The sequence below is a fragment of the Schlesneria sp. genome (genome assembly GCF_036405755.1).
GTDB classification, from domain to species: Bacteria; Planctomycetota; Planctomycetia; order Planctomycetales; family Planctomycetaceae; genus Schlesneria; species Schlesneria sphaerica.
Genome location: NZ_DASWWZ010000141.1, coordinates 1 through 25,807, shown reverse-complemented (window position 1 = coordinate 25,807; position 25,807 = coordinate 1). Strand labels below are relative to the sequence as shown.

Below are 25,807 nucleotides of genomic sequence, written 5' to 3'. Positions count from 1 at the left end.
GACATTCAACAATGCTCCTGTTCAGGAATCGATAGAACACTCGCGGTCGGCATAGGGCGCCTACCTCGCGAGTCAAAGCATGAATCAGAACTGAATATCGGCAGACAGATCAGATGACAGAAAGATCAGATTAAGAAGGGGGCGAATGCCAGTGGCATCTACTATACCCATCATCTTACGAAAGTTTAAATATCGTCTGATTACGTTTTCCTTAAATCTCAAACAAATCCGGACTCGTCCATCACGGCTGGCAAGCGTCATCCTCTTCAAATATATGCTTTACATTTGTGCAGGAGTCCGGGGGCCCAGTCAGCAAAATTCCTGAGCTCATCTCCCTCACAAACGTACCTACAGAGCGGACCGGCCGTACCTCTACCACCTTCGATTCAGAGCGGAGTCTGCCTGCATCGCTTGTGGAATCGACTTCCATGCCGCGAGGTCAGGCCACCTCAAGCGCACTTACACTTCAAGTGTCAGAATACGTCGTACTTCGTAATTCCCTCGATCGTGGCGGTGACGGAGTTCGCAGTCAGGCACGTCTCAAATCGGCCGCAATGGCCAGGGCGAGCGGCCCCCGTTCGCCGGTGGTTTCCTGCGGGGGATCAATTGGGGAAACCGGTTGGCATTCCGGCGAGTCCCGTAATTTCAGCTACCGACCTGCGCGCTGCGAGGTTTCCACCCGTGACTCATTCCCAGCTCCTCCAGCACGCTGCAGAGTAACGGCATATTGCCGCACAACGGCCGGCCATTGCTATTCGACGGAGAATGGCCTCTGGAGGGCGTTGGTCGTTCAATCAATGCCTCCGCACAAGACAGGGCAGTGTCGATCCCAGAGTATCCAATCGGGTTTTCTGACAGGAACGAGGTCGTGGTGTCTGCTCCGCAACTCCCCCCTCTCTACCGTGGGAACGCACTCCCACGAAACTGGGCAATCTGCCAGCGCGAGTCGATCCCACCACGTTCTGGATGTCGACGGAGATAAACCCTCAATCAGAGGACTTGCTGCAACGCCCTCAACCTCCTAAATCCTCTTGCCAGCGGGAAGAGATTCAGGCCGGAAGAAACACCATCACGAGTTCGCGAAACACTCAATCGAAAACTCGAAGCGAATTGTTCAATTTTCGTCACCCCAATGCACGGAATATCAGGATGGAAGAGAATTTGGGCGATCAGGTTCACATCCGTATTCGCGTCGCTGTCGCCGAGGACTGCGACGTCATCTCGGAATTCAATAAGCGGCTCGCTCACGAAACCGAAAACAAGTCGCTGTCACACGACCAGATCACAAGGGGGGTACGAACTCTGCTCGAAAACCCCCAGCATGGGCGCTATTTTGTCGCCCAGATCGGGGGTGAAATCATCGGACAGTTGATGCACACGCGGGAGTGGAGTGACTGGAGGAACGGTGAGATCTGGTGGCTGCAAAGCGTCTATGTGCTGCCGGAGTTTCGGAGGCGCGGCGTTTTTCGACGTCTTTTCCAGTATCTGGAGGAACTTGCACGACAGACTCCGGGGGTCATTGGACTTCGGCTTTACGCAGAAGAGCACAACGCAGCGGCACTGAACGTCTACGCGACTCTTGGACTGACGCACGCTGGCTATGTGGTGCTGGAGCGTTTTTTCGAACGGAACGGATGATATTGATGAGTGGCTGCAAACAACGCTCTCTCTGCGAGTTTCGGCAGGTAAAGCCGAGCGGAGTTGCGTCAACCCGAAATGATTGTCTCGATCCCGAGAAGTTCTTCGTCCGATGGTTGGAGTGCGACTCGGTACGGAGTATTATCTGTGAAAATCATGCACCTGAGGATTCTGGCACAGGGATTGTATCCCCATCGTTTTGTTAAATGATGCTTTCGTACGTTCCCGATAAACGCCATTGGGAATGAGTCAAATGATTGATTCCTTTGATATTGTCAAACGCGATGCTGTCAAAAGATTCAAGGCGAGACTTGGGTTCGGGTGTAGAATAATTGCCGGAACCTGAGTCACGTGACAAGAATCCCTTCTCCAAGGAAACGCTGTGGCCGACCTCTATCACGAGTGTGGTATTGCCGCGATCTACCATCTGCCGGGAGAGACCAGTCGACTGGCTCCGAAAAAAGATCCCAACCAAGTGTCACGGCATATGCCACGGCTGCTGCTGGAGATTCAAAACCGCGGACAACTCGCTGCGGGAATGACTGTTTACCGCCCCGGGCACGCCAGGTTGCTCGACACCTACAAGGACGTGGGAACGGTCACAGAGGTCTTCAATCTGAACCAGCAGAACGAAGCCACGAAGCTGATGGATCAGTACGAGGGACTGGCCGCCATTGGACATGTGCGATATGCCACATGTGGCGGGGACGATCGCGGCAACGCACAGCCCTTTGAGCGCCATCACATCGAAAAGCACAAATGGTTCGCATTTGGCTTCAACGGTCAACTGGCGAACTACAAGGAACTGAAGGAAGAAATCCTCTCTCAGCCGAACTTCCATCTCGCTCGTGACACCGATACCGAAGTCCTGATGCACATTATTTCCCAGCTGCTGTCGGGTGACCGTCAGCCGACGCTGCTGGAAGTCCTTTCACACCTCAGCGAGCGACTTGACGGAGCATGGAACGTCGTATTCATGAATGCTCTGGGCGAAATGTTCGCCGCCCGTGATCCACTTGGCATCCGACCGTTGTGCTATGCCGTCGAGGGTTCACTGTTCGCATGTGCAAGTGAAAGTGTGGCCCTGGCCAATCTTGGTTTCAAACAGGAATCGATTCGGAATGTCCCGCCCGGGCATGCCGTACTGAGTCAGAATGGCAAGCTGGAAGTCAAACAGTTCGTTGCCAGTCCCAGCCGGGCACACTGCTTTTTCGAATGGATTTACTTCGCGAATGTCGCCAGTACTCTCGACGACCGCAGCGTGTATCTGACTCGAAAGCAACTGGGGGAAGAACTCGCCAGACAAGAGCGGAACAATCCGGTATGTCCTCTGGATGATGGCGATACCATCGTCGTCCCGGTCCCGGATACCGCGAAGGCTGCCGCCGACAGCATGGCATACACGCTTCGTGTCCCGTGCCTCGAAGGCCTGATCCGAAATCGTTACATGGGAAGAACCTTCATCGAAGGAACCAACCGCGAAGACAAAGCCCGGATGAAATATACCCCGCTGCCGGAAGTCCTTGCGGGGAAGCGGATCTTGCTCGTGGAAGACACAATCGTCCGGTCGACCACCATGAAAGTTCTGATCTCGCAGTTGCGGGAACGTGGTCACGCTAAAGAAGTGCACGTTCGTGTCGCTTGCCCCCCGATCGTCGCTCCCTGCTTTTACGGCATCGACATGTCGACGACCGGACAGCTTTTTGCCCCCAGGTTCCTGGAGCCCGGCGAAGACTTGACCCCCGAGATCGAGCAGGAAATGGCGAATGCCATTGGTGCAGACAGCCTGCGATATCTGTCGCGTGGTGCCATCGCCCGCAGTATCGAATTGCCCGTTTCGTCGCTCTGTCAGGCGTGCGTGGACGGCCGATACCCCACCGAAGCGGGTAGAAAACTGTACGAAGAAGATATCAGTACCAACTGCGGTAAAGGGTGTTCCGGCACGCGGGTCTTTGACACGCCACTCGTCGCGACAGTGAAATGATCTGATCGGGCCACCGGTCACTCGCACTCGTTTTCGCCAGACTGACGGATCAGGCTCTGTTCGTCCCACGAGATTGAATGAAAGCCAGCTGTCGATTTCCGACCAGAAAGACTGTATGCGATTTACAAAGATGCATGGGGCAGGAAACGACTACATTTATGTAGATTGTTTTCAGGAGCCCATCCCGGAAGATATCGTCTCAACAGCGGTTGCGGTAAGTGATCGACATACGGGAATCGGCGGTGACGGAATCGTCCTGATCTGCCCATCCGAAGTCGCTGACGCCCGCATGAGAATGTTCAATGCAGATGGCAGCGAATCTGAGATGTGCGGGAACGCCATTCGGTGCGTTGCCAAGTTTGTTTACGATCGAGGGATCTCGAAGAAGCCTGAACTGAACATCGAAACGCTGCGAGGCGTTTTGACGATGCAGCTCACGCCGGGATCGAATGGGCTCGTCGAACAGGTTCGAGTCAATATGGGTGCCCCCATTCTCGAATCAGACCGCATCCCGACGCTACTGCCGGGTGACCCACCGAAGAATGTCGATCTCGACGTCGGTGGAAAGATCATCTCTGTCACCTGCGTGTCGATGGGCAACCCCCACTGCGTTACGTTTGTCGATGAACTGAATGACGACTGGGTTCTGCGCATCGGGCCGATGATCGAACGGCATCCCGCCTTTCCTCGCCGGGTGAATGCCGAGTTCATTCAGGTGATTTCTCCCACGGAATTCAACATGCGAGTCTGGGAACGGGGCAGTGGCGAGACGATGGCGTGCGGGACCGGTGCCTGCGCGGCAGCGGTCGCCGGCGCACTGACCGGTCGAACAGAACGGTCGGTTACGGCGCATCTTCGCGGTGGAGATCTCAAGCTGGAATGGTCCGCAAACGGTGATGTCTTTATGACGGGCCCGGCAACAGAAGTCTTCAGCGGCGAATGGAAACCACATCGCGCGTAAAGTCCCTCTGATTTGAAACGATGGGAACACGCGCTCGTGGGAGCCTTGCGATGGCCCTAACGACTGTCAGGCATTAAAAATGGGCACGTCCGGGACGTGCCCATTTCCATTTCTAAAGTTCGTCGTCCTGCTGATCACGACTGACGGAATGCGGCGTTGGCGGCAGCGACACCCGCTCCAGGCGGTGTTTTCAATCCCTGATCCAGCAAACACTTTTCCAGTGCCGCAAGGAAAACAAGGACGTTTGCTGCGCTGGAACCTGAACCCATCAACCCGATGCGCCAGGTTTTTCCCTTCATCGGTCCGAGTCCGCCCCCGATTTCGATGCCGAATTCGTTGAGGAGTTGTTTTCGTACCGCAGCGTCATCAGCCCCTGCTGGAATTCGAACAGCGTTCAACATGGGCAACTGCTGACCCTCCTTCACCGCATACTCAAGCCCCATGGCATTGATGCCTGCCTTTAGCGCGAGATGGTTCCGCGTATGTCGCGCGAATCGAGCTTCCAAGCCTTCCTCAAGAACGATTCGCAGCGCTTCGTGCAAGCCATAGTTCATGTTGATCGGCGCCGTGTGATGGTAGGCACGATTACTTCCCCAGTAATCCTTCACCATCTGCATGTCCAGATACCAGCTCTGGACTTTCGTCTTGCGCGCGTCGATGGCGGCGACGGCACGATCACTGAATGTGACGGGTGCCAGACCCGGCGGGCAACTGAGACATTTCTGCGTACCGCTGTAGACGGCGTCCAGCTGCCAGGCATCCACTTCAACGGGCTGACCGCCCAGTGAGGTTACGCAGTCGACCGCAATCAGGGCTCCGTTTTCGTGACAAACGCGCGCAATGTCTTCGACGGGTTGAGAGGCACCGGTCGACGTTTCTGCGTTGACGATTCCCACAACTTTAGGACGGTGTTCCTTGACCGCCTTCTCAATCTCTTCCGTCGTGAAAATTTCTCCAAAAGGGCGGTCAAGCTGAATGACGACAGCACCACACCGGGCTGCCACGTCGGCCATTCGACCACCGAACACACCATTCACGCAGACGATCATCTTGTCGCCCGGTTCAATCAGGTTGGCAACGACAGTCTCCATCCCGGCACTGCCAGTTCCGCTGACAGCAAGCGTCAATTTGTTCTGCGTGCGGAAAACCTGTCGGAGCATCCCCTGGGTTTCATCCATGATCCGGAGGAAGTACGGATCGAGGTGGCCCACCGTTTGAGCGGCCATCGCCAGCAGCACGCGAGGGTGAATATCGCTCGGACCAGGGCCCATGAGAATTCGACGGGGGGGAGCGACGGGAGCAGGAATGCCGGTAGACATCGTTTTCGGTGACTCTCTAAAGAGGATGGAGGTTAGATTGCGGGGAACCAGTCAATGCCAGCGACGGAGACAGCCAGGATGGGCGAGCGTCGCACCTTTTCAAATGAAATACGGCCGTAACAGTGATGAAGATTCGAACGCGATTCAACTGACAAAAATTTCGCTGAAGTGACTGGAAGGCTCAAGCAGTGCTGCCTGCCCATCTCATGCCCGTCTCCTCAGAGTGAGCCGAAGATGCAACTCGACGGCGGCACGAGCAAGGCCACTCTCTCGATTTGTCCAACTCGTCGTCTTTTTCCCCGTCAGCTTACTCGGTTTTAAGTTCGAACAATGTTCTGCAGGTGATCCGTGTTGCTTTCGCGTAAGCGACCAGTTCCTCATGAAACGAAGGACTCACTGCGGCTCTCAATTGACGCATCCGTTCCGCAATTGAAAGATCGGCTGAACTTCGTCGGCATTATAACCAGGTCTTGAAAAATTGGGCACCAACACCATTCTGCCACTGAATCCTTCGGCGCCTCAGTCGGCGGTATTCGAGCTCCCCCCCGGTGCGATAATGTTGCGGCAGGACTCGATGCCGCAGATCCGGGCGCCGCTGAGTGGTCTCAGCACCAGAATCTTCCTTTGATTCGCTCTTTTTCCCGCGCGATTCCGAATCAGAAAACAGACCGACCCCAGTTCGGCGTTCACCGCGGATCGCCAGAAAAGCAATGCCGCAGTGAATGAAGTCGAATGGGGTCGTTTCTGTCAACCGGTTTGGGACTGATCAGTCGATGATCTTCACCTTCATCTCGTCACTGTTCCCTTTCAGCTCGGGCGCATACATGGCACTTGCTTTTGCAGGAAGAGCGCTGAACTGACCGGGAGTTTCGGCCCGCAATCGGTAGCTGAGCGAATGCTTTCCTCGCATCAGCTGTCGGACGAAGAACGTGACTCGCTCATCCCGGAACTCAACAAAGGCCCCCATCGGATTCCCGTTGTAGCCACTTCGAACTTCGACGGGTTCGAACGCGGCCGCTTTCAAGTCCTCGAACAGGAGATACTCGTAGTCATTCTTGCTTTCGATTTCGAGTTCCACTTCGACCAGATCACCGCTCTTCAACTCACTCAGACTTGGAAGTTCTGTTCGTTCGAACTTTTCAACCTGCTGCTTGACGGCCTGGCCTCGGGCTCCCTGCTGGTCGACCTTCTTTTCGACCCGAGTCAGCTTATAGAACTTGCGATCCACTTTGACTTCCAAACCGGCTCGAGAGATGAAATCTTCCAGAGTGAAATTGGTCTGATAGACGTTGTAGTAAAGTGGGCCGGTTCCCTGCTTCTTGAGTTCGAGTGTGTGCTTTCCGGTCGTCACAGCGTCTCCCTCGAGCACGAACTTGTTATCGAATGTGAAGAGGTTTGAGGCATCGATTTTGACCTCCTTCTGCTTCTGACCATCAAGCCAGACTTCGACAGTGAGGTTCGGCTTGTCTTCTCCGCTGGCCTGCTGATACTCGGCCAGGGCTTCAATACACAAGGCCGTGTCGCGAGTACTGTTCCAGTACGTCGCGTGCTTCCGGTTGTTGAGCAGGTATTTCACCAGTCGCGAAGCACGCCGGTCGTTCGGATTGGTCTTCGACAGCAACTTCAGATAGTACGCATTCGCTTCAATGTCGTTTCCGTACCAGTACCACCACCCTTCGTGCGGCAGCTTCAGATAGGCGGTCTGGTTTTCCTCATCCTCGACGACGAACTGCTCAATGTTTTCGAGCACCACTTTCAGCTTGTCTGCCTGCTGCTGTCGATGCAGGGCCAAACCGTAGAGTGCCTTCGCGTAGACCGGCAGTTGAACTCGATCTCTGAACAGAAACTCATCCATCGCACTATTGGAAATATCCGCTTCCAGCAGCAGCATGTAGATGAACGCATCAAGAGCGTCGGCATGCTGCTTTTGCGGAACATCCTTCTTGCCCCAGTTCTTGAGTTTCTCGACCTGCTCAGTCTGGTAGCGAGTCAGCCATTCGATTCCCCGCTCCAGCACGCCGGGGACAATCGCGACATCATTTGCCTTTGCGACCTGCAGACCGTGCACCACAACGGCGGTCGTGTGAGGCCATGAGCGCTCTCCGTAGCCGCTGAACCATCCCCAACCACCGTCCGACACCTGCATCGATGTCAGTCGCTCGAGTCCCTCCTTGACCATCGATCGAACCTCTTCTTCGTCGAAGACAGGGTTTCGATCGAAGCGTTTCCAGCCCTTTGCCCGTTCGACATCATCGCCAATTTCCTGAGCGTTCAGATTGGTCCGCTTGGCTTGAATGTCCTTGAGATTCAGTTGCATCTTCAGCAACAGTCGTTGCGTGATCACCGTCGGCAGGAAACGATTTAACGTTTGCTCCGTACATCCGTAGGGGTACTCGACGAGGTAAGGAAGTGCGTCGACCATCGCTCCTGCCAGAGTCGGTGAGAACCGTGCCTCTAACCTGGATTCATTTTGCCGCCTCGCTTCGGGAACGACGAACGTCACCTGCCCCGCAGAATCCGTCGGGCGAATTGCTCCACTGAACGACTCGGTCTTCAACATGCCATGAATATAGACCGGGAATGATAGCTTCATCGCGTCAGACTCTTCGTCTGTCAAAGCACTGACGGTGATTTCAGTCACCCCTTCGGACGCGACTTTCACGCGCCAGTTGACGCGTTGCTCGCCTCCCGGTTCGAGCGAGATCGTCTGCTTCAATGGCCATGTGCGATTTTCTCCGCCGTTTGGTTCATTCGATTCGATCAGCGAAAGAAGCTTGCCGTCGACGGCCAACGTGACTTCCACCGACTTCGCAGACTTCAGATAGCTATGAACGTTTGCACTGATGACGACCTCGTCCTTATCGACGAAGAATCGTGGCGCTTGCAGGCGGACCAGCAGATTCTTTCTGGTCGTAACTTCGACTTCACTTTGTCCGACCTTCGTGCCCAGTCCCATCGCCCAGGTCTTCACCTTCCAGCCGGTCAGGCTTTCGGGCATCTTGAAGCTGACTTCCGCCATACCTGACTGATCGGTCGTCAGCGAACCCGTCCAGAACGCCGTGTCGGCGAAATTCGAACGGATTGTGGGAGTCTGCATCGCACCTTCAACAGCTCCGTCCGGCGTCTCTACGGACCCTGTTGACGCGAAGTCCGCCTCCATGGCGGCAGGCATGGGCATCGCTCCCCGCATCATGGCCCCGGCAGGTGCTGCCATCATTTTCTGACCGCCTGCTGCACGCCCTCTGCCCGCTGAAAGGAAGACGATGCGATCGCCCGATATTCCTGCGTCGAGGCCGCCAAAGACTCCGAGGTCATTCATCGGAATATCGCCAGTCTTGATCAGATTGCTGAACGAGCGATCCAGGGTGTTGTCGCCCTGCGGGAAATGGTTACGACGCCACTTCCAGAAGAACTCTTTGATCTCAGGTACGTTGCTTCCACCTGAAATGTATTCGACGGTCTTGTCATAAACGGTGAGCACAGTGGATCCCACGAACGGTTCGCCGGTCGGGTCGGTCAGTTTCACGTGCACCCGTGCATCAGCACCCGGCTGGTACTCCGTGGCGGATGGCTGCACCTCGACGTTGATGATCCGCTTTTCCGGGGGAACAACGACCTCGCGAGTCTCCTGATGGTACTTGCCGTTCGAGACCGTAAACGCTTCCAGAAAGAAGTTCGGCATGTCCTTTTGAATCACCGCGACTTCTTCGACTGTCGTCTTGCCTTTCAGGCGAATCACCTTCGGTGGAAGGTAGACTCCATTCGAAGGGCGGATGAACAACACGATGCAACCATCTGGATTGTTCGTCGTGACCATCAAATTGACAGTGTCACCTGGTGCGTATTCCTGCTTGTCCGTGATCAGTTCCAGATCGTTGAAGCGGAACTCTCGTCCGTCGAAGCCGTCGCCTCGTACCACGAAAACATATCCTCCCTCGATCGAATGCTGTTTCGAATCGGTCAGCTTGTACGACAGACGGTATTGTCCCGCTTTACTTGCCGCGATCTGTTGCTGGGCATGCCCTTGTTCGTTCGTATCCAGTTTCCAGCTTTGTACCGCTGTTTCGACCGGCTTTTGATCCGCGTCATAAGAAATTCGAAAGAGCGTCAGCTCTCCTGTCCCTTTGACGGGTTTATTATCAAGCGTGTGGGCCTGAAACGAAGCGTGGATGTCATCACCAACACGGTAGTGACCTCGGTCGACCCAGGTGAAGACTTTGAACGGCTGACGGGCGACGAGAACATTTCCGGTCCCGACGATCGTCCGACGTGACTCATCCACCACTTCTGCCGTGATGGTGTAGGAGTGATCTTCGTCGCCGTGAATTTCTTTCGCGGCCAAAGTGTCGATCTCGACACGGACCTCTCCGTCCTCGCCGATCTCCACTTCTTGTTCTGTGATCAGTTCGGGCGGAGCTGGGTTGTGACCGATCCACCATCCTTTGGGTCGAACGCAGCCCCAGCGATTCCAGCCCGGATACCAGGTGTAGTCCGACGCGAACCACCAGTATCCACGTCCATAGAGCCAGTCCCAGTTGGCGATGGGATACCAATGGCTGTCATGCGCAGATCGTTGAACCTTATATTTCACTTTCGCCTTGGTGACCGGAGCACCGAAGAAGTACTTTGCCTTGATTGTCGCCGTGATTTTTTCGCCAAGTGCGATGGGTTCCGTCGGCGCATCAATTTTGACTTCGTACTCTGGCTTCTTGTATTCTTCGACCCGGAACGAACCTCCCTGGTTGAATTCGTTCTGAACAACAAGCTGATACGTTCCCAGCATCGCACCTTTCGGCAGCGGGAATTCCCCTTCGAGCCCGCCGTAATGATCCGTCGTGAAGACTTTCTGAAAGACTCCTTCTCCTTGAGGATTACTGATCAGGACCTTGAACTCACGATTGGCGAACTCTGCCTTGTCAGCCACATCATATTTGCTTGTCTGAATCCAGAACTTGAATTTCACTGTCTGTTCCGGGCGGTAGACCGGCCGATCCGTGATGGCGTATACGCGTTTCGCGTTGTACTCCTCATCATGCTTCTGTCCCCACCATGAGTGCGTGAAGCCGGTGTAAGCCAGTCGCCCTTCTTTCGTCCTGGCAACGATCATCCATTGGTGATCGTTCGGCATTCGCTTCGAGGGGAGCGAGATCAGTCCGTTACCGTCCGTAAACTCAGAGAAATTCGTTGTGGTCAACTTCCAGCGTGACTGGTTCTTGTCGACCGGGGTCTGCTTCCACCCGAAAAACTCGACATTGGCATTTGCAATCGGCTGGCCTGTTACGGCATCGGCGACGAAATGCATCGACTTTCCATCGAGCGGCTTTCGCACGAGTACCGTGTCCGCAAGCCAGACGATGACATGGCTGACATTGCCGTCCTTCAGACGTCCCGTCAGAAGATAGGCTCCCGCCTTCTGGAGCGGGGTCGTCACTGTAACAACATCATCGAAGTGATCCGGCTTTGGCTTCAGATCCAGCTTCCAGGTGGCAACGGATTCGCCCAGGTACTCTGTCTGGTTCTCAGTCACTAGGCGATAGCCAAGATCCTGGATATTGAATTTACTCCAGTCGAGCTGAGCGGGAGACGATTTCAGGTAGCGCTTCACGTCTTCGAGCAGCTTATCAATCTTCACGACACGAGCTTCAAATGAGACCTCGCTGGCGTTGCGGAAACGGAAATCGACTACGGCTCCGCGCCCGGCAGGTGCCACCGTCAGATTCTCGAACCGCCCCCAGTTCTTCACGATCTGATCCAGTCGGGGCTGACGATGTTCTTGCGCACCGAATTTCTGAATCGCCGACGTCCAGGAGGCAGCCGCTTTCTTGTACTGTCGACGATCTTCGTAAATCTGTGCCAATTGATCGGCCGCAGCAGGCGAGTAGCTGTCTTTCTGCTCGCGATTCGCAATCGTTTGAAAGAGCTTGATGGGGTTGAATTCATCGGGCAGCTTGAAGCGTTTCACGCCCGTCGCCAGCTTCGCAATTGTCTCGTCGTCGCTGAGTGACTGTACTGCGAAGGGACCGCTTTCATCCACGTCGTCACTTCGTCCCGAACCCCGCTGCAACCAGGCGATTGTCTGGACGCCGAAATGTTGATGCAGAAACTGAGCGAAGGAAAAGTCGACTTGGTTTTGCAGCGTCTTATCAAATTCGACTGCCTGCATCAGCGCCCAGCGCCAGCGTTCTCCGTCGGTCGTTGCAGCCTCCCATGACGCGGGAAGCTGATGGAGAACGGGATGACCTTCTGCATCAACCGGGGCACCTTTGGAACTCTCATCCCATGGCCCCCTCCCTCGCCAGCGCATCGGACTTTGTTCTTCATAGTCGGGCAATACCGCAAGTTCGGTAAGCGTCTGCAACTTCCATGGTGCGACGCGGTTGATCTGCTGAGCAAAGTCGATGAAGAGCCTTCCCACCTCCTTATGGTCGGGATCTTTGAGCGCCAATGGCAGGGCCTGCTGGAAAAGCTGAAGAGCCCGAACTCGGTCACGATTGGCCGCCGTCACGTATTGACCACCGCCACGGTGGGATCCCCGCTCGAACTTGCCGGCGATCAGGAAACCGTCGTGAACGAGGACATCGCCGTACTGTCGACCCGCATCTGCCAGAAACCGCCAATTGGAGGCGTGCGTCTTGACGGCGGCCTCAATCAGTTCGTCGACTTCATTCGTCCGTCCCAGGTTCTGAAGAGACTGCACCGCGATGGCCAGGTCCCCGCCAACCTTTGCGGCGTCCGACTTCTCATCGAGCAACAACTTGCGGGCACCTTCATAGGCTGTTTTGAAGTTGCCCGCCTCAAACTCTTTCCGTACCGCACCTCGATTCACAGGATCCCCCGCTTCCTCGGCCAGCGCCGACCATGAGACAACGCAGAAAGAGAGCGCACTGAGCAGGAACGTCAACTTTGACATGATAGGAACCATTCCTTGAGAGATGGGGAAAGCAGGTCCTCCCGACCCGAGGCGCCAGTATACTTGACTGTCTTCCAGATGTCACAGATGCCGAATTCTCCCGGCAGCACTGGGACTGTGATTGATCGCACCTGTGACCGCAGCTTCCATGGCCGCTTGCGAACGGTTACGGGGTGAATTTCGCTGGAATTAGGGACCTCAAAGGCTCTGCGAAGAACGTTTGCACTCCCATCGTAAATTGTTTTTGACTTTGTAAGGGCTGCGGACATCGCTTGAATTGCTGGCGAAAGTGACTTGGATGCGAGATACTTTGGTTTTGTTCCCGAAATCTCAAGCGGATCCAAAATGAAGCTCGAATCTGCATTGAATCAGCGTCACCAGATCATCGCGATGTTGTCCCTGGCGCTGTTGAATGGCTCGTTCTGTACCGCAAGTGATGAGATCAACTTTAATCGGGACATTCGTCCCATACTCTCTGACCGCTGCTTCGCCTGTCATGGACTGGACAGACTGGCCAGAAAAGCCGATCTGCGACTGGACCAGCGAGACGCAGCCATGGCCGCCGGCGCAATAGTGCCCGGAGAACCCGATCAGAGTCCCCTGGTGGAACGAATCTTCTCGCATGACGACGACACGATCATGCCACCGCCTAAATTCAACAAACCACTCACTCTGGACGAGAAGAATCTGCTCCGGCGATGGGTCGAAGAAGGGGCGGTGTATCAGCCACACTGGTCCTTCATTCCCCTTCCCGAACAGGTCTCGATCCCTCCCATCGCGGAGAACTCGGAATGGGTTAAGTCTCCGATCGACGCATTCGTACTGGATCGACTGAGGAAAGAGGGAATTAACCCCGCCAGCGAGGCGACTCGCGAAACGTGGCTCCGTCGCGTCAGCTTTGATCTAACCGGTCTGCCCCCTTCACCCGCTGAACTCGATCGGTTTCTCGCCGATTCTTCTCCGAATGCGTATGAGCAGGTCGTCGATCGATTGCTGGAATCGCTGCAATTCGGTGAGCGTATGGCGAACGAATGGCTGGACGTCGCACGTTATGCAGACACATTCGGATACCAGAGCGACCGCGACACTCACTTATGGCCCTGGCGCGACTGGGTGATTCGCGCGTTCAATGACAATCTGCCCTACGATCAATTCATCACATGGCAAACTGCGGGGGACCTGCTTCCCGATGCCACTCCCGACCAGCGGCTGGCGACAGCGTTCAATCGTTTGCATCGTCAGACGAATGAAGGGGGGAGCGTTGAAGAAGAGTTCCGTCAGTCCTACATCGCCGATCGCGTCGTGACCAATGGAACTGCATTTCTGGGCCTGACCTTTGAATGTGCCCGCTGCCACGATCACAAGTACGACCCGATTTCTCAAGCCGATTTTTACAGTCTGGCCGCATTCTTCGCCAATATCGACGAACACGGACTGTATTCGCATTTCACCGAAACGGCTCCCACCCCCACGATTCCGCTCTACAACGAGGATCAAAAGTCCAGGCACATCGCACTGAAGGAAAAAATCCGACAACGGGAAGAAGGACTCAAACAGATCCGCACTGAAGCGAGCAAACGGTTCGCAGATCATCCCCTCTCAAAACTCACGACGACCGACGTAACCACGCTCACAAAGTTCGTCGGTCAATCCACTGACGCATCACCGCAATCGGCGAACCCCAACGAGCCGCAGCGACAGACGGGGCCTGTCCCGAAGTTGCATCTCTCCTTCGACAGCGTGACGCCGAACGGCGACAACACACTGGTTGAGGGGGTTTCCGGTCAAGCAATCAAGTTTGGAGGTGACGACGCGTTTCCCGGAACCGGTTCCGGAGAATATTGTCGAACGTCCCCATTCAGCATTTCAGTCTGGATCAAGCCAGCGGAGCTGAAGCCACGAGTTATTCTGCTCCACCAGTGCATGGCGGCAGAAGATGCTGCATTTCGTGGGTACTCCCTGGTACTTGACAACGAAAAACTGCAGTTCTCGCTGATCCATTTCTGGCCCGGAAACGCCATCCAGGTTGAGTCTGAAGAGGCGGTTCGAGCGGGCGAATGGACCCATATCGCCGTGACGTACGACGGCAGCAGTCACGCTGAAGGTGTCCACCTCTACCTCAACGGCCAGCCCGCTCATGTGAGCATTGTCCGAGACAAATTGACGCGCGACATCCGGTATCGGAAGGAATGGGGCGATCACGCCGCTCAACCCATCGAACTCTCTTTAGGAGCCCGGATGCGTGATGTCGGTTTCCGGGGCGGCGCGATCGACGAACTTTTCGTGTTTGATCAGGAACTGTCTCCACTGGAAGTTCTGGGTCTCAACCGGCAGGTCACACCGCCGGGCCCAGCTCCCCTTCCCGAAACGTCAAGGCTGGCCGAAGAGGCCCGGTTTGAGCACTATCTGCTGCGGTTCGATGAACCCTACAGGCAAGCCCTAAGTGAGTTGAATCGGCTTCGCAGCGAAGAGAACGAACTGGCCTCGAACGTGATCCAGATCATGGCCATGGTCGAACTGCCACAGCCACGAGAGACGCGCATCCTCAAACGAGGTGCCTACGACGCACCGGGCGACGTGGTCACGGCCAACGTTCCATCGAGCATTCTGCCCTTCCCCGAAGAGGCCCCTCGCAATCGACTTGGACTGGCAAGATGGATGACCAATCCGCAGCATCCGTTGACGAGTCGCGTCGCGGTCAATCGCTTGTGGAGTCTCTTTTTTGGACGGGGACTGACGGTGACCGTCGAGGACTTCGGTGGCCAGGGACAGTCCCCCTCGCACCCCGAACTGCTCGACTGGCTGGCCCGCGACTTTGTCGAGCATGGATGGAATGTGAAGCGATTCTGCAAACAGGTTGTGCTCTCCGCCACGTATCGGCAGTCCTCTCAGCCGGGCGATCCGAAACTGCTCATCGACGATCCTGACAACAAACTCCTCGCCCGCGGCCCCCGGTATCGACTTTCGGCCGAGCAATTGCGTGACAACGCATTGGCTGTCAGTGGACTGCTGGTGACCGAGATCGGGGGCCCCAGCGTCATGCCTTACCAGCCAGCCGGTTTGTGGGAAGAAGCGGGCACGGGCAAACACTATGTTCAGTCGCACGGCCCGGGACTCTACCGCCGCAGCTTGTACACATTCTGGCGACGGACCTCCCCACCCCCCAACATGCTGGCGTTCGATGCCACGGGACGTGAAGTCTGTACGGCGAGGCGCGAACGAACCGCCACGCCGCTACAGGCTTTAGTATTGCTCAACGATCCGCAGTTCGTGGAAGCCGCTCGCGTACTTGCAGAGAAATTGACTCGCGACGAGTCCGACAGCGTTGAGTCGCGACTGCTGAAAGCGTTCCGCCAGGTTCTCTCGCGCCAGCCGTCACCCGATGAGCTGCAGATTCTGACCCGTCTCTATCGGGATCAGCAGGGGTACTTCGCCTCCGCGCCGGAAACCGCACGAGAATTTCTCAGCGTGGGCGAAACACCGCGAAACGAACACCTCGATCCCACGGAGGTTGCTGCATTGGCTGTCGTCGTGGAAACCCTTCTGAACTTTGACGAATGCGTCACCAAACGCTGAATGGACTTGAATGCCTGCACATCGAATTCAATTGAAAGGACCTTGGGAAGTTTTCCCTCCGCAGGTCAATGCACTCCGCTCGGACGCCGAACAAAAGCCAGAGACGCACACGATGCCGAAAGAGTGGCGAGAGCTTTTCGGCGACCAGGGCGGAACAGCTCGATTCCAGAGAAAATTCCACCGGCCCTCCAATCTTGAGCCGCATGAGCGTATCTTCCTCGCGTTTTCAGGCATTCGAGGAGAGACAAGAATCCGCCTGAATCAACGTCAGCTCGGCGAATTGGACGCTCAGGGAGGGTCGATCGAAGTCGAGCTCACGTCAAACATGAACTCGTTCAATACGCTGGAAGTCGAGATTGATTTTGATCCCGGCCAATCCCCAGGACTGCCCGGGGGATTGTTCGGGGTCGTCGCGTTGGAAATCCGCTGGGACGATCTTCAGAGAAATTAAGCAGCACCCGCGACGACGCCGGACAGCAAACCCGTCGCACAGAATCATCAAGAGGAATTCACGTGGTTACAGAAGTTGTCATTGTTGCCGGAAAACGAACTCCCATCGGACGCTTTCTTGGGGGGCTGGCGGATATGTCTGCGGTTGATCTGGCCTGCGCGGCGAGCGAGGCCGCCCTTCAGAATATCAATCGTCAACTGATTGATCAGGTCATTGTCGGGAATGTCCTCGCTGCGGGACTCGGCATGAACCTGGCGCGTCAGGTCGGCGTGAAACTCGGTTTGCCGCTGGAAGTTCCTGCTTACACGGTCAATATGATGTGTGCCTCGGGTCTGCAGGCTGTCCTGCTGGCCGCCCAGGCAATTCGCGCGGGCGACAGTCATGCTGTTCTGTGTGGCGGGACGGAATCCATGTCGAACGCCCCCTACCTGCTGCCAAAGGCAAGGAAAGGCTACAAGATGGGCGACGGAACTCTCGTCGACTCATTGCTGCAGGATGGACTGGTCGACAGCTTTGACCACAAGCACATGGGTGTCTCCGTCGAGTTACTTGCTCAGGATTATCAGATCACACGAGGTGATCAGGATGCGTTCGCGCTACGCAGCCAGAAGCAATATGCCGCCGCAGCCGCCGCGAATGCCTTTGCTGACGAAGTGATTCCCGTCGGTAAGGTAACGCAAGACGAACACCCGCGTGCGGACACGGTGCTCGACAAACTGGCAAGTCTGAAACCGGCATTCAATCCGTCCGGGACAATCACTGCAGGGAATGCTTCCGGGATCAACGACGGCGCCGCCATGCTTGTCGTCGCCAATGGCGAGTTCGCCCGAAAGCACAATTGGCCCATTCTGGCACGACTCTCTGGCGGTGCGGTGCAGGGTTGTGACCCGGTGCGGATGGGGCTGGGGCCGGTCCACGCGATCAGAAAGCTCTGCTCGCGGCATGACTGGACCGTTGATCGTTTCGCTCGCATCGAAATCAACGAAGCCTTTGCTGCTCAGGCACTCGCCTGCCAGCGCGAACTGAAGGTCGATCTTGAGAAGGTCAACTCCTTTGGCGGAGCGATTGCAGTCGGCCACCCGATCGGTGCCTCCGGTGCACGGCTCGCGGTCCACCTTGCTCAACAGATCGCAGCGGGTCACACGAAATCGGGACTTGCCAGCTTGTGCGTCGGCGGCGGAATGGGAATCGCCGCTGCGTTCGAGTCGCCGTAATTCACGAGCCTGAGCGAACCGCATGATTTTGAACGAGGCCGGAGGAATCGAATTGGTCCCTCCGGTTTTGTTTTTGTTCGCACGCCGTGGTCCTTTTACATTGCCGAGATTGTCAATCCGCCATCCCCGGTGTCATTACAGATTGGACACGAATTCGGTAGCATTCTTCATCAGTGACCTCTTATCCGTTCCGGGTGCTCTGACAAGGGTGAGCTTATGACCAAATCACGACGCGATTTTCTGGGTCAATCAGTCGGGTCGGTCGCTGCCGCGTCGCTCTATGCCGCAGCAGGAGTTGCTGCGGACTCATCAGATCGTCAAGAAGAGCCCATGCCTGTTGCGATCATCGGGCCCGGCGGAATGGGGATGGCGCACGTCAACCAACTGGTCGGGAATTCGTCCGTTCGACTCGCCTATGTCTGCGACGTCGACTCAGACCGTGCTGCTAAAGCGGCAGAGACGATTATGCAGAAGACCGGGCATGCCCCTCAGGTTGTCTCTGACATGCGACGAGTTCTCGATGATCGTGCCATCAAAGCGGTGTGGATTGCCACTCCGGACCATTGGCACGCGCCAGCAGCAATTCTCGCCGCGAATGCAGGAAAGCATGTGTACGTTGAGAAGCCCTGCTCACACAATCTGCGTGAGGGGAGGCTGATGATCGAGGCGGCCCGAAAGAACAATGTGGTGATGCAGGTCGGCACGCAGAGCCGCAGCACCCCCTTTATTGCCGCCGCACTCGAAAAAATGAATTCCGGAATCATTGGAGAAATTCTCGTCGCCAAGGCGTGGAACAGCCAGCTTCGAGGCAGCATTGGACGACAAACGCCTTCACAACCACCCAGGAATCTGGACTACGATCTCTGGCTGGGGCCGGTCACCGAACGCCCATACCAATCCAACTTCCTGCCTGGTATCTGGCGCTGGTGGTACGACTTTGGCTGCGGAGATATTGGAAATGACGGAGTCCATGACATCGATATTGCCCGGTGGGGCCTCGGCGTCACGACTCATCCGAGTCGCATCGCCGCTCTGGGGGGAAAATGCTTCTTCGATGACGACCAGCAGCATGCAGATACCCAGTACGTCGCATTCGAGTATCCCGGGGCATCGCGATCGGGCAGACCCCAACAGCTAGTCTACGAACAGCGAATCTGGTCCCCTTACGTGCAGGAGGGATTCGAAAATGGAAATGCATTCTTCGGAACATCCGGCATGATGATCATGGGCAAGTCCGGCAGGTTCCGGCTGACGGGTCCGAAGAACAAGCTCATTGAAGAGTCATCCGGCGCGGGCCCGGATCTCGCCGCACACCATCAGAACTTCCTCGATTGCATCCGCACCGGGAAACGCCCGAACGCCGATATCGAGATCAATCACCTGTCCACATCGCTGTGCCACCTGGCCAACATTGCCACACGCACGGGCCGCGTTCTGAACTTCGACCCCGCCACCGAGACGATTCGAGACGATGCGGAAGCCTCACAGCTCTTGTCACGGGAATATCGCGAACATTGGGCGAAGCCCGCGGCGTCGCTTTGAAAGTGATGAACAGCGACGGACGGTGATCAACCCGAATGTCAGAGTTCCAGAATCAGCTCGCCGGGCCAGGAGGTTCCGATCCTCTGCGCGGTCTCCCCGGTTCCGCACGTCCATCACTCGAGGATTTCGGAGTGATCTCTCGCAGGCGCTCTCCCCTCGGCGGCGCAGCAGTTGCACCCTCACCGCACGTGTGCTGCGAGAGTAGTTCCGTTACCAGTACCAGAAGCGTGACTCATGATCGTCACCTGAAAACAAGCCTTCTGATACTGGTGAGTGACATGGACAAGGGATTCGTCGCAAGTCCTGCCGTGGCGTCTACGGCGTAGGGCTCGGGCGGAACGTCTGCGATAGTGAATCGGGTAATGCGATCTTCCAGACAGGGTTCAGGCGCCGTTTCGCCTGAGTCGTCTGCGGGTCAATTGTGTGAATGAGCTGATCAAAGTTGATCTCAGGTTGGTAACCGCTCAGTCGAATTGAATGAACAACAACCATATTGGCATGTTTTGGCTCCGGTGAATAAGTCACCGACATTCCCCTGCAGCAGCAGGCGCCATCTGCAGCATTGCAGAGCTGTCCCAACCAAAGTCCGCCTCTGCGTTTCCGCGACCATAGATGAACTTCGGAGCCGCATGATCCATCGTCGTCACACGCGCTGATCCGTGCGTGCGGCACCTCGTTTCCTCAGTTTTCCTCAGGAGATCTCTTAAAATGCAGGCTGTAGTATTTCACGGTGTGGGAGACGTTCGCCTTGAAACCGTCGGCGAACCCAAAATCAAAGAACCAACGGACGTCATTGTCAGACTTGTCGCGAGCGCCATCTGCGGCACTGACCTGCACATGATCCGTGGAACAATGCCGGGCATGGTACCAGGCACGATCCTGGGCCACGAAGGGGTTGGCATCATCGAAGAAGTCGGCAGCGACGTGGTCGACATGCAGGTCGGCGACCGTGTCGTCATCCCATCCACGATTGCCTGTGGACACTGCTCATACTGTGAGACGGGGTATCATTCTCAATGCGATAATGCGAATCCGCATGGAAAGCAGGCGGGAACGGCCTTTTTCGGTGGCCCCGCCACCACCGGCCCCTTCGATGGACTGCAGGCCGAGTTCGCGCGCGTGCCGCTTGCGGACGCGGGACTGGTGAAACTGCCGGAGAATGTCAGTGACGATCAGGCGATCCTGATCTCGGACATCTTTCCGACAGGCTACTTTGCTGCGGACATCGCCGAGATCAAACCGGGGGACAGTGTTGCCGTCTATGGGTGCGGCCCGGTGGGCCTCTTCAGCATTGCCAGCGCAAAACTCATGCGGGCCGGTAAGATCTTCGCGATCGATTCTCTGCCCGACCGACTTGCAGCGGCCGAAAAACTCGGTGCGATCCCCATCAATTTTAATGAGGCCGATCCCGTCAATTCGATTCTCTCGCAAACAAACGGCATTGGAGCACTGCGAGTGATTGACGCGGTCGGCGTCGATGCCGTCGCTCCGGAAGAAGGACTGATCGCCTCGTGGCTCCCTTCCTCGGAACGAACCCGACATCGGGAGCAAGTCGCTGAAGTCGCTCCGCGCCAGAGGCCAGACGGCGACAACTGGATCCCCGGTAATGCCCCGTCCCAGGTACTGGACTGGGCCGTGAAATCGATCGCCAAGGCTGGAACCCTCTCCATCGTCGGGGTCTACCCTCAGACAGCGCAGTTCTTCAACATCGGTATTGCGATGAACAAAAACATCACGATCCAGATGGGAAACTGTCCTCACCGTAAGTACCTGCCGAAACTTGTCGAAATGGTCAGCTCTCAACGACTCGATCCACTTACCGTCCTTCCCGCACGACATGAACCGCTGACCAACGTCCTGCAAGCCTACAAGGAATTTGACAAGCGTAACGCGGGCTGGATCAAAGTCGAACTGAGCCTCCCTGTCACCGCTTAGCGAAGCGGTGGGCAGAACGGCTCGAATTCCGTATTCTGCCCCGTGGGGGACTACTGCAGTCTCGCATAGACTCAGCACTGCGGGGGAAGTACTTTCTCGGTATCTCTTTTTTCCTGCAGCAGGAACCGAGAAAGTGCCCCGCACTGTACTGATAACCGTGATGCGAGCGATGATCTTTCTCAAACGTGTCTACGACGAACGATCCAGTCAGGACGGAACCCGCATTCTCGTTGAGCGACTTTGGCCGAGAGGGGTGAGCAAGGAGAAGGGGGCAATCGATCTGTGGCTCAAGGAAATTGCTCCCACCACGGAACTTCGCAAATGGTTTGGGCACGACCCGGCGAAGTGGGACGAATTCCGTCAACGCTACTGGGCGGAACTGAGACACAACCAGGCGCCGCTGGAGACCCTGCGAGCGAAGTCTGCGGAGGGTCCGGTCACCCTGGTGTATTCGTCTCATGACCAGGAGCACAACAGCGCGATCGCGTTGAGAGACTTCCTCGAGAAACACCGATAGTCACCTGACGCGACATGGACCGTTGCGCAACGGCCATCAAAGGCCGTTCGGACCGATCAAGCGTTTGCTGGGATCCGGATTCGCGTTTTTCTCGACTCGCTTGATCAGCGTGGATTTCCAGCTTGCCGCCAGCGGACCCAGCGCGGCAAGCTCAGCCGCTGCTCGCAGATCATCTATTTCAAAGTGCATGATTCGGTTGGACCGTTCGATCGTCCAGTCAGGATACGGCCGGTCCTGGAGATGAAATCCCAATCCAGGGGTAATCATCCCTTCCCTCAAGACTCGAAAGTACCAGCCGGTACGCCCCGATTCCTGAACCTGCAGCGCCAGTGTCTTGATCCGCCAGCGTCGGGCCAGTTTCCAACAGGGCTGCCGAGGTTGAGAAACCTGAAGTCGAACGTCACCCAGTTGCCAGATGTCTCCCACACTAACGGTTGTCTCATTCAATCCCGCGATCGTGAAATTTTCTCCGAATGCGCCGAAGGGAAGATCCGGCTTTTGGAGGACCTGCCGCCATTGCGCATAGTGATCTGCGGAATAGGCCAGAACAGCCTTGTCGGGTCCCCCGTGGTGCTCGAGATCCGCCTGCCCGTCTCCCTCCAAGTTCGTGCTGCCAACTTGAACTGGACCGGGAACCGGGGACTTTTGAAATCCGCTTGTCCACGGTCGGTCCATGGGATCAGTGGCACCCTCCAGCCCCATTTTCCGAGGTAACCCGACCTGGATCGATTGCAGCACGGGATTTGTCATGCCCTAAGTCCCTGAACACGCTTGGACGGCATTTGTCACACAGTACCCGTGTCACCACGAGCGACCCTGCACCATAGTGTATCAAGGTCGGTGAACCCGAGGAGTGGAAGGTGGTGCCTCCGGTCCGATCCTATCGAGATGTACACTCTTCCAACGAAGTAAAACTCAGCTTCGGGAGCAGAGAGAACCTCAATCGGTCGACTCCTTCACTTGGGACCATAGAGTGTCAACAGAAACGACGCGGGTTCAAGACACTCCACGGAATGGGGTTCTCCTGCGGCGACAAGAAGCATCTGTCCCGCGGAGAGCTGCTGAACTTTTCCCATTGCGGTGAAGGCGATCACTCCTTCAAGACACTGTACGGTGATGTCTCGCGGAGCCTTGTGCTCGGTCAGCACCTTACCTGCGGCCATCACAAGACGAATGATCTCAATGTTGTCTGACTTGAACAACGTACGCGTCTGAGAAGTCGCAAGTTCCTTCCCGAGAGGCTGTACGTTAATGACTTCGCCCGGTTGTGCATGAGGTATCGCCATCATCGATCTCCTTATTCGAAGCAACTGCATCGGGCTCATTGATCGCTGCTCAGACATTGATGCAGCTTTGCCAGGATGACTGAGGCATCGAGCCCTTCCTGTTGACACGCGTATCTGAGCGACTTTCCGCCGCAGGAAGAATCAATGCCCAGTTTCTGAAACACAGTCAGTGTTTCGGGATGCTCAATAATCCAGTCTGGCACGGAAGTATCGAGATCACAGGATGTCATGGAGTTTCCGCCTTCCGGAATGAATGGCCTGTCTTCAATCCTGCGACGAACCAGACAAGAGCCAGGGCGCCGAGGAAAAAGACCGTATCACCGGGAACACGCAGCCAGCGAAGCCACTGCATGAGTTCAGTTTGCATGAATTCGGCGCTACGTGAATACCAGTACCCGTGTTCGACAGAGGCCCAGGTCTGCATCAGCCCCACGGGCAACAGACTCAGCAGACACATCGCTGCGAGCCCAACGTTGAGCGACCAGAAAGAGAAGCGAAGCCACCCGTCATTCCATTCGCGCCCCGGAATCAACGCTCGAAGACAGACCAGCATCAGTCCGATCCCAAGCATCCCATAGACACCGAACAGAGCGGCATGTCCATGCAGCGGCGTGGTATTCAGCCCCTGCATATAATAAAGGGCAATCGGCGGGTTGATCATGAATCCAAACAAGCCTGCACCGATCATGTTCCAGAAGGCAACCGCCACGAAGAAGTAGATCGGCCATTTGTACTGTCCTACCCATTTCGTCAGCCGTGACCGACGCAGGTCTTCCATTGCATCAAACCCCAGCAGTGTGAGCGGTACGACCTCCAGGGCACTAAACACGGATCCCCAGGCGAGCGCCACCGTTGGGGTTCCAGAAAAGTACAGATGGTGACAAGTTCCGATAATGCCCCCCGAAAGAAAAATCGTTGCCGACAATAAGGCTGAGGCAGCAGCGATGCCGGGTCGAACCAGGCCGAGACGCATAAAGAAAAAGGCGATCACGGTCGTGGCAAAGACCTCAAAAAAACCTTCCACCCAGAGGTGCACAACCCACCACCGCCAGTACTCGACCATCGACAGGTGCGAATGCTGACCCCAGGTGAGCCCCGCGCCGTAAAATAAGGCGATCGCGCCGCTGGCCACCGCCAGCAACGTTACCAGTTGTTTCTGCTCGCCTGTTCGCCGCAACGCCGGAAGCAGCACTCGAATCATCAGGACCAGCCACAGCAGCAGACCTGCGAATAGTGCGATTTGCCAGACGCGCCCCAGATCGACGTACTCATATCCCTGGTGACCAAAGTAGAACGACACGGTGTCCGAGAGTTTATTGTGAACGCTCAGTAGTTCACCCGTCAGCGACCCCACCACGACCAGCAATAGCGCTGCGAACAGAATGTTCACGCCCAATCGCTGTCCCGGTGGTTCGTGTTCGCTGACCAGAGGTCCGATGAACAATCCCGCCGCCAGCCAGGCTGTGGCAATCCAGAATAAGCCCATCTGAATATGCCACGTTCGAGTCACGCTATACGGCAGCCACTCCGACAGGGGAATCCCGTAGAAACCATCCCCCTCCACCCCATAGTGGGCCGTGACAACCCCCAGCAGCATCTGCACGAGAATCAGAGCCGAGACGACCCAGAAGTACTTGATCGTCGCCTGCTGTGAGGGGGTGGCGACCCATTGACCGAGGGGGTCCGCTTCAGGCAATGGCGTCACTTCCTCTTCGTGCTTTTTGGCCGCGTGCCACCAGACCATGGCCGAAATCCCCGCCAGCAGCATGATGATGCTCACGCCAGTCCAGACAACCGTATCGCCGGTTGGACGATTGCCGACCAGTGGTTCATAGGGCCAGTTGTTTGTGAACGTCACGTCCTGATCCGGACGATTCGTACTGGCTCCCCACGATGTCCAGAAGAAGAATGCCGCGAGTTTCCGCAGGCGATCCGGGCTGCTCACCGCTCCCGCGGGGATGGCGTAGTCGGCTCGACCATTGATGAACACGTCCGAGTAATGCGCAAGATTCGATTCAAACGCCTCCGCTCGAACAGGATCAATGAGGATGGTCTGGGTCGACGGATCGTAGGTGTTCGTCCGAATGATCTTCGCGAGCCGTCCTTGAAGTTGAGCCTGTTTTTCACTGTCGAGGTCGGCAAACAGGGCTCCAAAGTCCGCAGTGGCCCAGTGGTCAAGAATGAATACGGCCTCGCGATGGAGCCAGTCCGCAGTCCAGTCGGGTGCCACATAACTTCCGTGCCCCCAGACCGAACCGACTTCCATCCCGCCCAGTGACTGCCAGACACCCTGCCCCGCCTGAATTTCCCCTTCGTCGATGAGCAGCCGGCCCTCTGTCGTGGTGACTTTGGACGGAATCGGGGGCATCTCCTGGTAAATGCGAGTCCCGATCCAGCCGAGCACGAGAAAGGAGAGAACCATGACAAGAATAAAGGCGGTCCATAATCGCTTCATGAAAAGCCCCTGCTGGAGT

Annotated in this window: 15 protein-coding genes; 9 read left to right on the top strand and 6 right to left on the bottom strand. The window is 56.3% G+C overall.

Going from position 1 to position 25,807, the window contains the following annotated elements:
- The first annotated feature begins 1,149 nt into the window (after positions 1-1,149).
- The 3 genes from VGE80_RS04880 (at position 1,150) to dapF (ending at position 4,583) form a co-directional block, all read left to right on the top strand.
- Complete coding sequence (locus tag VGE80_RS04880; protein ID WP_373651711.1) at positions 1,150-1,638, top strand: GNAT family N-acetyltransferase; 489 nt, start codon at positions 1,150-1,152, stop codon at positions 1,636-1,638.
- Between the two features lie 382 nt (positions 1,639-2,020).
- Complete coding sequence (locus VGE80_RS04875) at positions 2,021-3,622, top strand: amidophosphoribosyltransferase (protein ID WP_440591876.1); 1,602 nt, start codon at positions 2,021-2,023, stop codon at positions 3,620-3,622.
- 115 nt (positions 3,623-3,737) lie between these two features.
- Positions 3,738-4,583 carry a diaminopimelate epimerase gene (dapF, locus tag VGE80_RS04870; protein WP_440591875.1) on the top strand — a complete coding sequence of 282 codons (846 nt, stop codon included), beginning with the start codon at positions 3,738-3,740 and terminating at the stop codon, positions 4,581-4,583.
- A gap of 134 nt (positions 4,584-4,717) precedes the next feature.
- Here the strand turns inward: dapF and VGE80_RS04865 are convergent, their stop codons facing one another.
- Together VGE80_RS04865 and VGE80_RS04860 are read right to left on the bottom strand one after the other, a co-directional pair.
- On the bottom strand, positions 4,718-5,902 hold the full coding sequence (locus VGE80_RS04865; RefSeq protein WP_440591874.1) for a pyridoxal-phosphate-dependent aminotransferase family protein: 1,185 nt from the start codon (positions 5,900-5,902) through the stop codon (positions 4,718-4,720).
- Positions 5,903-6,668: 766 nt separating this feature from the next.
- A complete protein-coding gene (locus tag VGE80_RS04860) occupies positions 6,669-12,812 on the bottom strand; it encodes an alpha-2-macroglobulin family protein (RefSeq protein ID WP_440591873.1) in 6,144 nt (2,047 codons plus the stop codon).
- Between the two features lie 345 nt (positions 12,813-13,157).
- Here VGE80_RS04860 and VGE80_RS04855 point away from each other — a divergent pair, with 345 nt between their 5' ends.
- The 6 genes from VGE80_RS04855 to VGE80_RS04830 all read left to right on the top strand — a co-directional run bounded on the left by VGE80_RS04855 (position 13,158) and on the right by VGE80_RS04830 (position 22,047).
- Entirely contained in the window at positions 13,158-16,388 is a 3,231-nt protein-coding gene (locus VGE80_RS04855; RefSeq protein WP_440591872.1) for a DUF1553 domain-containing protein, read from the top strand.
- Between the two features lie 10 nt (positions 16,389-16,398).
- Positions 16,399-16,839, top strand: coding sequence for a hypothetical protein (locus VGE80_RS04850; protein ID WP_440591871.1), 441 nt, complete (start codon positions 16,399-16,401; stop codon positions 16,837-16,839).
- 62 nt (positions 16,840-16,901) lie between these two features.
- The gene (locus VGE80_RS04845; protein ID WP_440591870.1) at positions 16,902-18,053 is read left to right on the top strand and encodes an acetyl-CoA C-acyltransferase; all 1,152 of its coding nucleotides are present in this window, start codon (positions 16,902-16,904) and stop codon (positions 18,051-18,053) included.
- Positions 18,054-18,269: 216 nt separating this feature from the next.
- A complete protein-coding gene (locus VGE80_RS04840) occupies positions 18,270-19,595 on the top strand; it encodes a Gfo/Idh/MocA family protein (protein WP_440591869.1) in 1,326 nt (441 codons plus the stop codon).
- A 708-nt stretch (positions 19,596-20,303) separates the two neighbouring features.
- Complete coding sequence (locus VGE80_RS04835; protein WP_397570317.1) at positions 20,304-21,530, top strand: zinc-dependent alcohol dehydrogenase; 1,227 nt, start codon at positions 20,304-20,306, stop codon at positions 21,528-21,530.
- 169 nt (positions 21,531-21,699) lie between these two features.
- Complete coding sequence (locus VGE80_RS04830) at positions 21,700-22,047, top strand: DUF488 domain-containing protein (protein WP_440591878.1); 348 nt, start codon at positions 21,700-21,702, stop codon at positions 22,045-22,047.
- 36 nt (positions 22,048-22,083) lie between these two features.
- On the opposite strand, the gene VGE80_RS04825 is transcribed toward VGE80_RS04830, so the two are convergent.
- The 4 genes from VGE80_RS04825 to VGE80_RS04810 form a co-directional block, all read right to left on the bottom strand.
- Entirely contained in the window at positions 22,084-22,797 is a 714-nt protein-coding gene (locus tag VGE80_RS04825) for an MOSC domain-containing protein (protein WP_440591868.1), read from the bottom strand.
- A 206-nt stretch (positions 22,798-23,003) separates the two neighbouring features.
- Complete coding sequence (locus VGE80_RS04820; protein ID WP_440591867.1) at positions 23,004-23,336, bottom strand: cupin domain-containing protein; 333 nt, start codon at positions 23,334-23,336, stop codon at positions 23,004-23,006.
- A 32-nt stretch (positions 23,337-23,368) separates the two neighbouring features.
- Positions 23,369-23,563, bottom strand: a complete 195-nt coding sequence (locus tag VGE80_RS04815) for a DUF542 domain-containing protein (protein ID WP_440591866.1) — start codon at positions 23,561-23,563, stop codon at positions 23,369-23,371.
- Positions 23,560-25,788: a nitric-oxide reductase large subunit gene (locus VGE80_RS04810; RefSeq protein ID WP_440591877.1), complete on the bottom strand. Its 2,229-nt coding sequence runs from the start codon at positions 25,786-25,788 to the stop codon at positions 23,560-23,562. Before VGE80_RS04810 ends, VGE80_RS04815 begins: the two co-directional genes overlap by 4 nt.
- Positions 25,789-25,807: the final 19 nt, after the last annotated feature.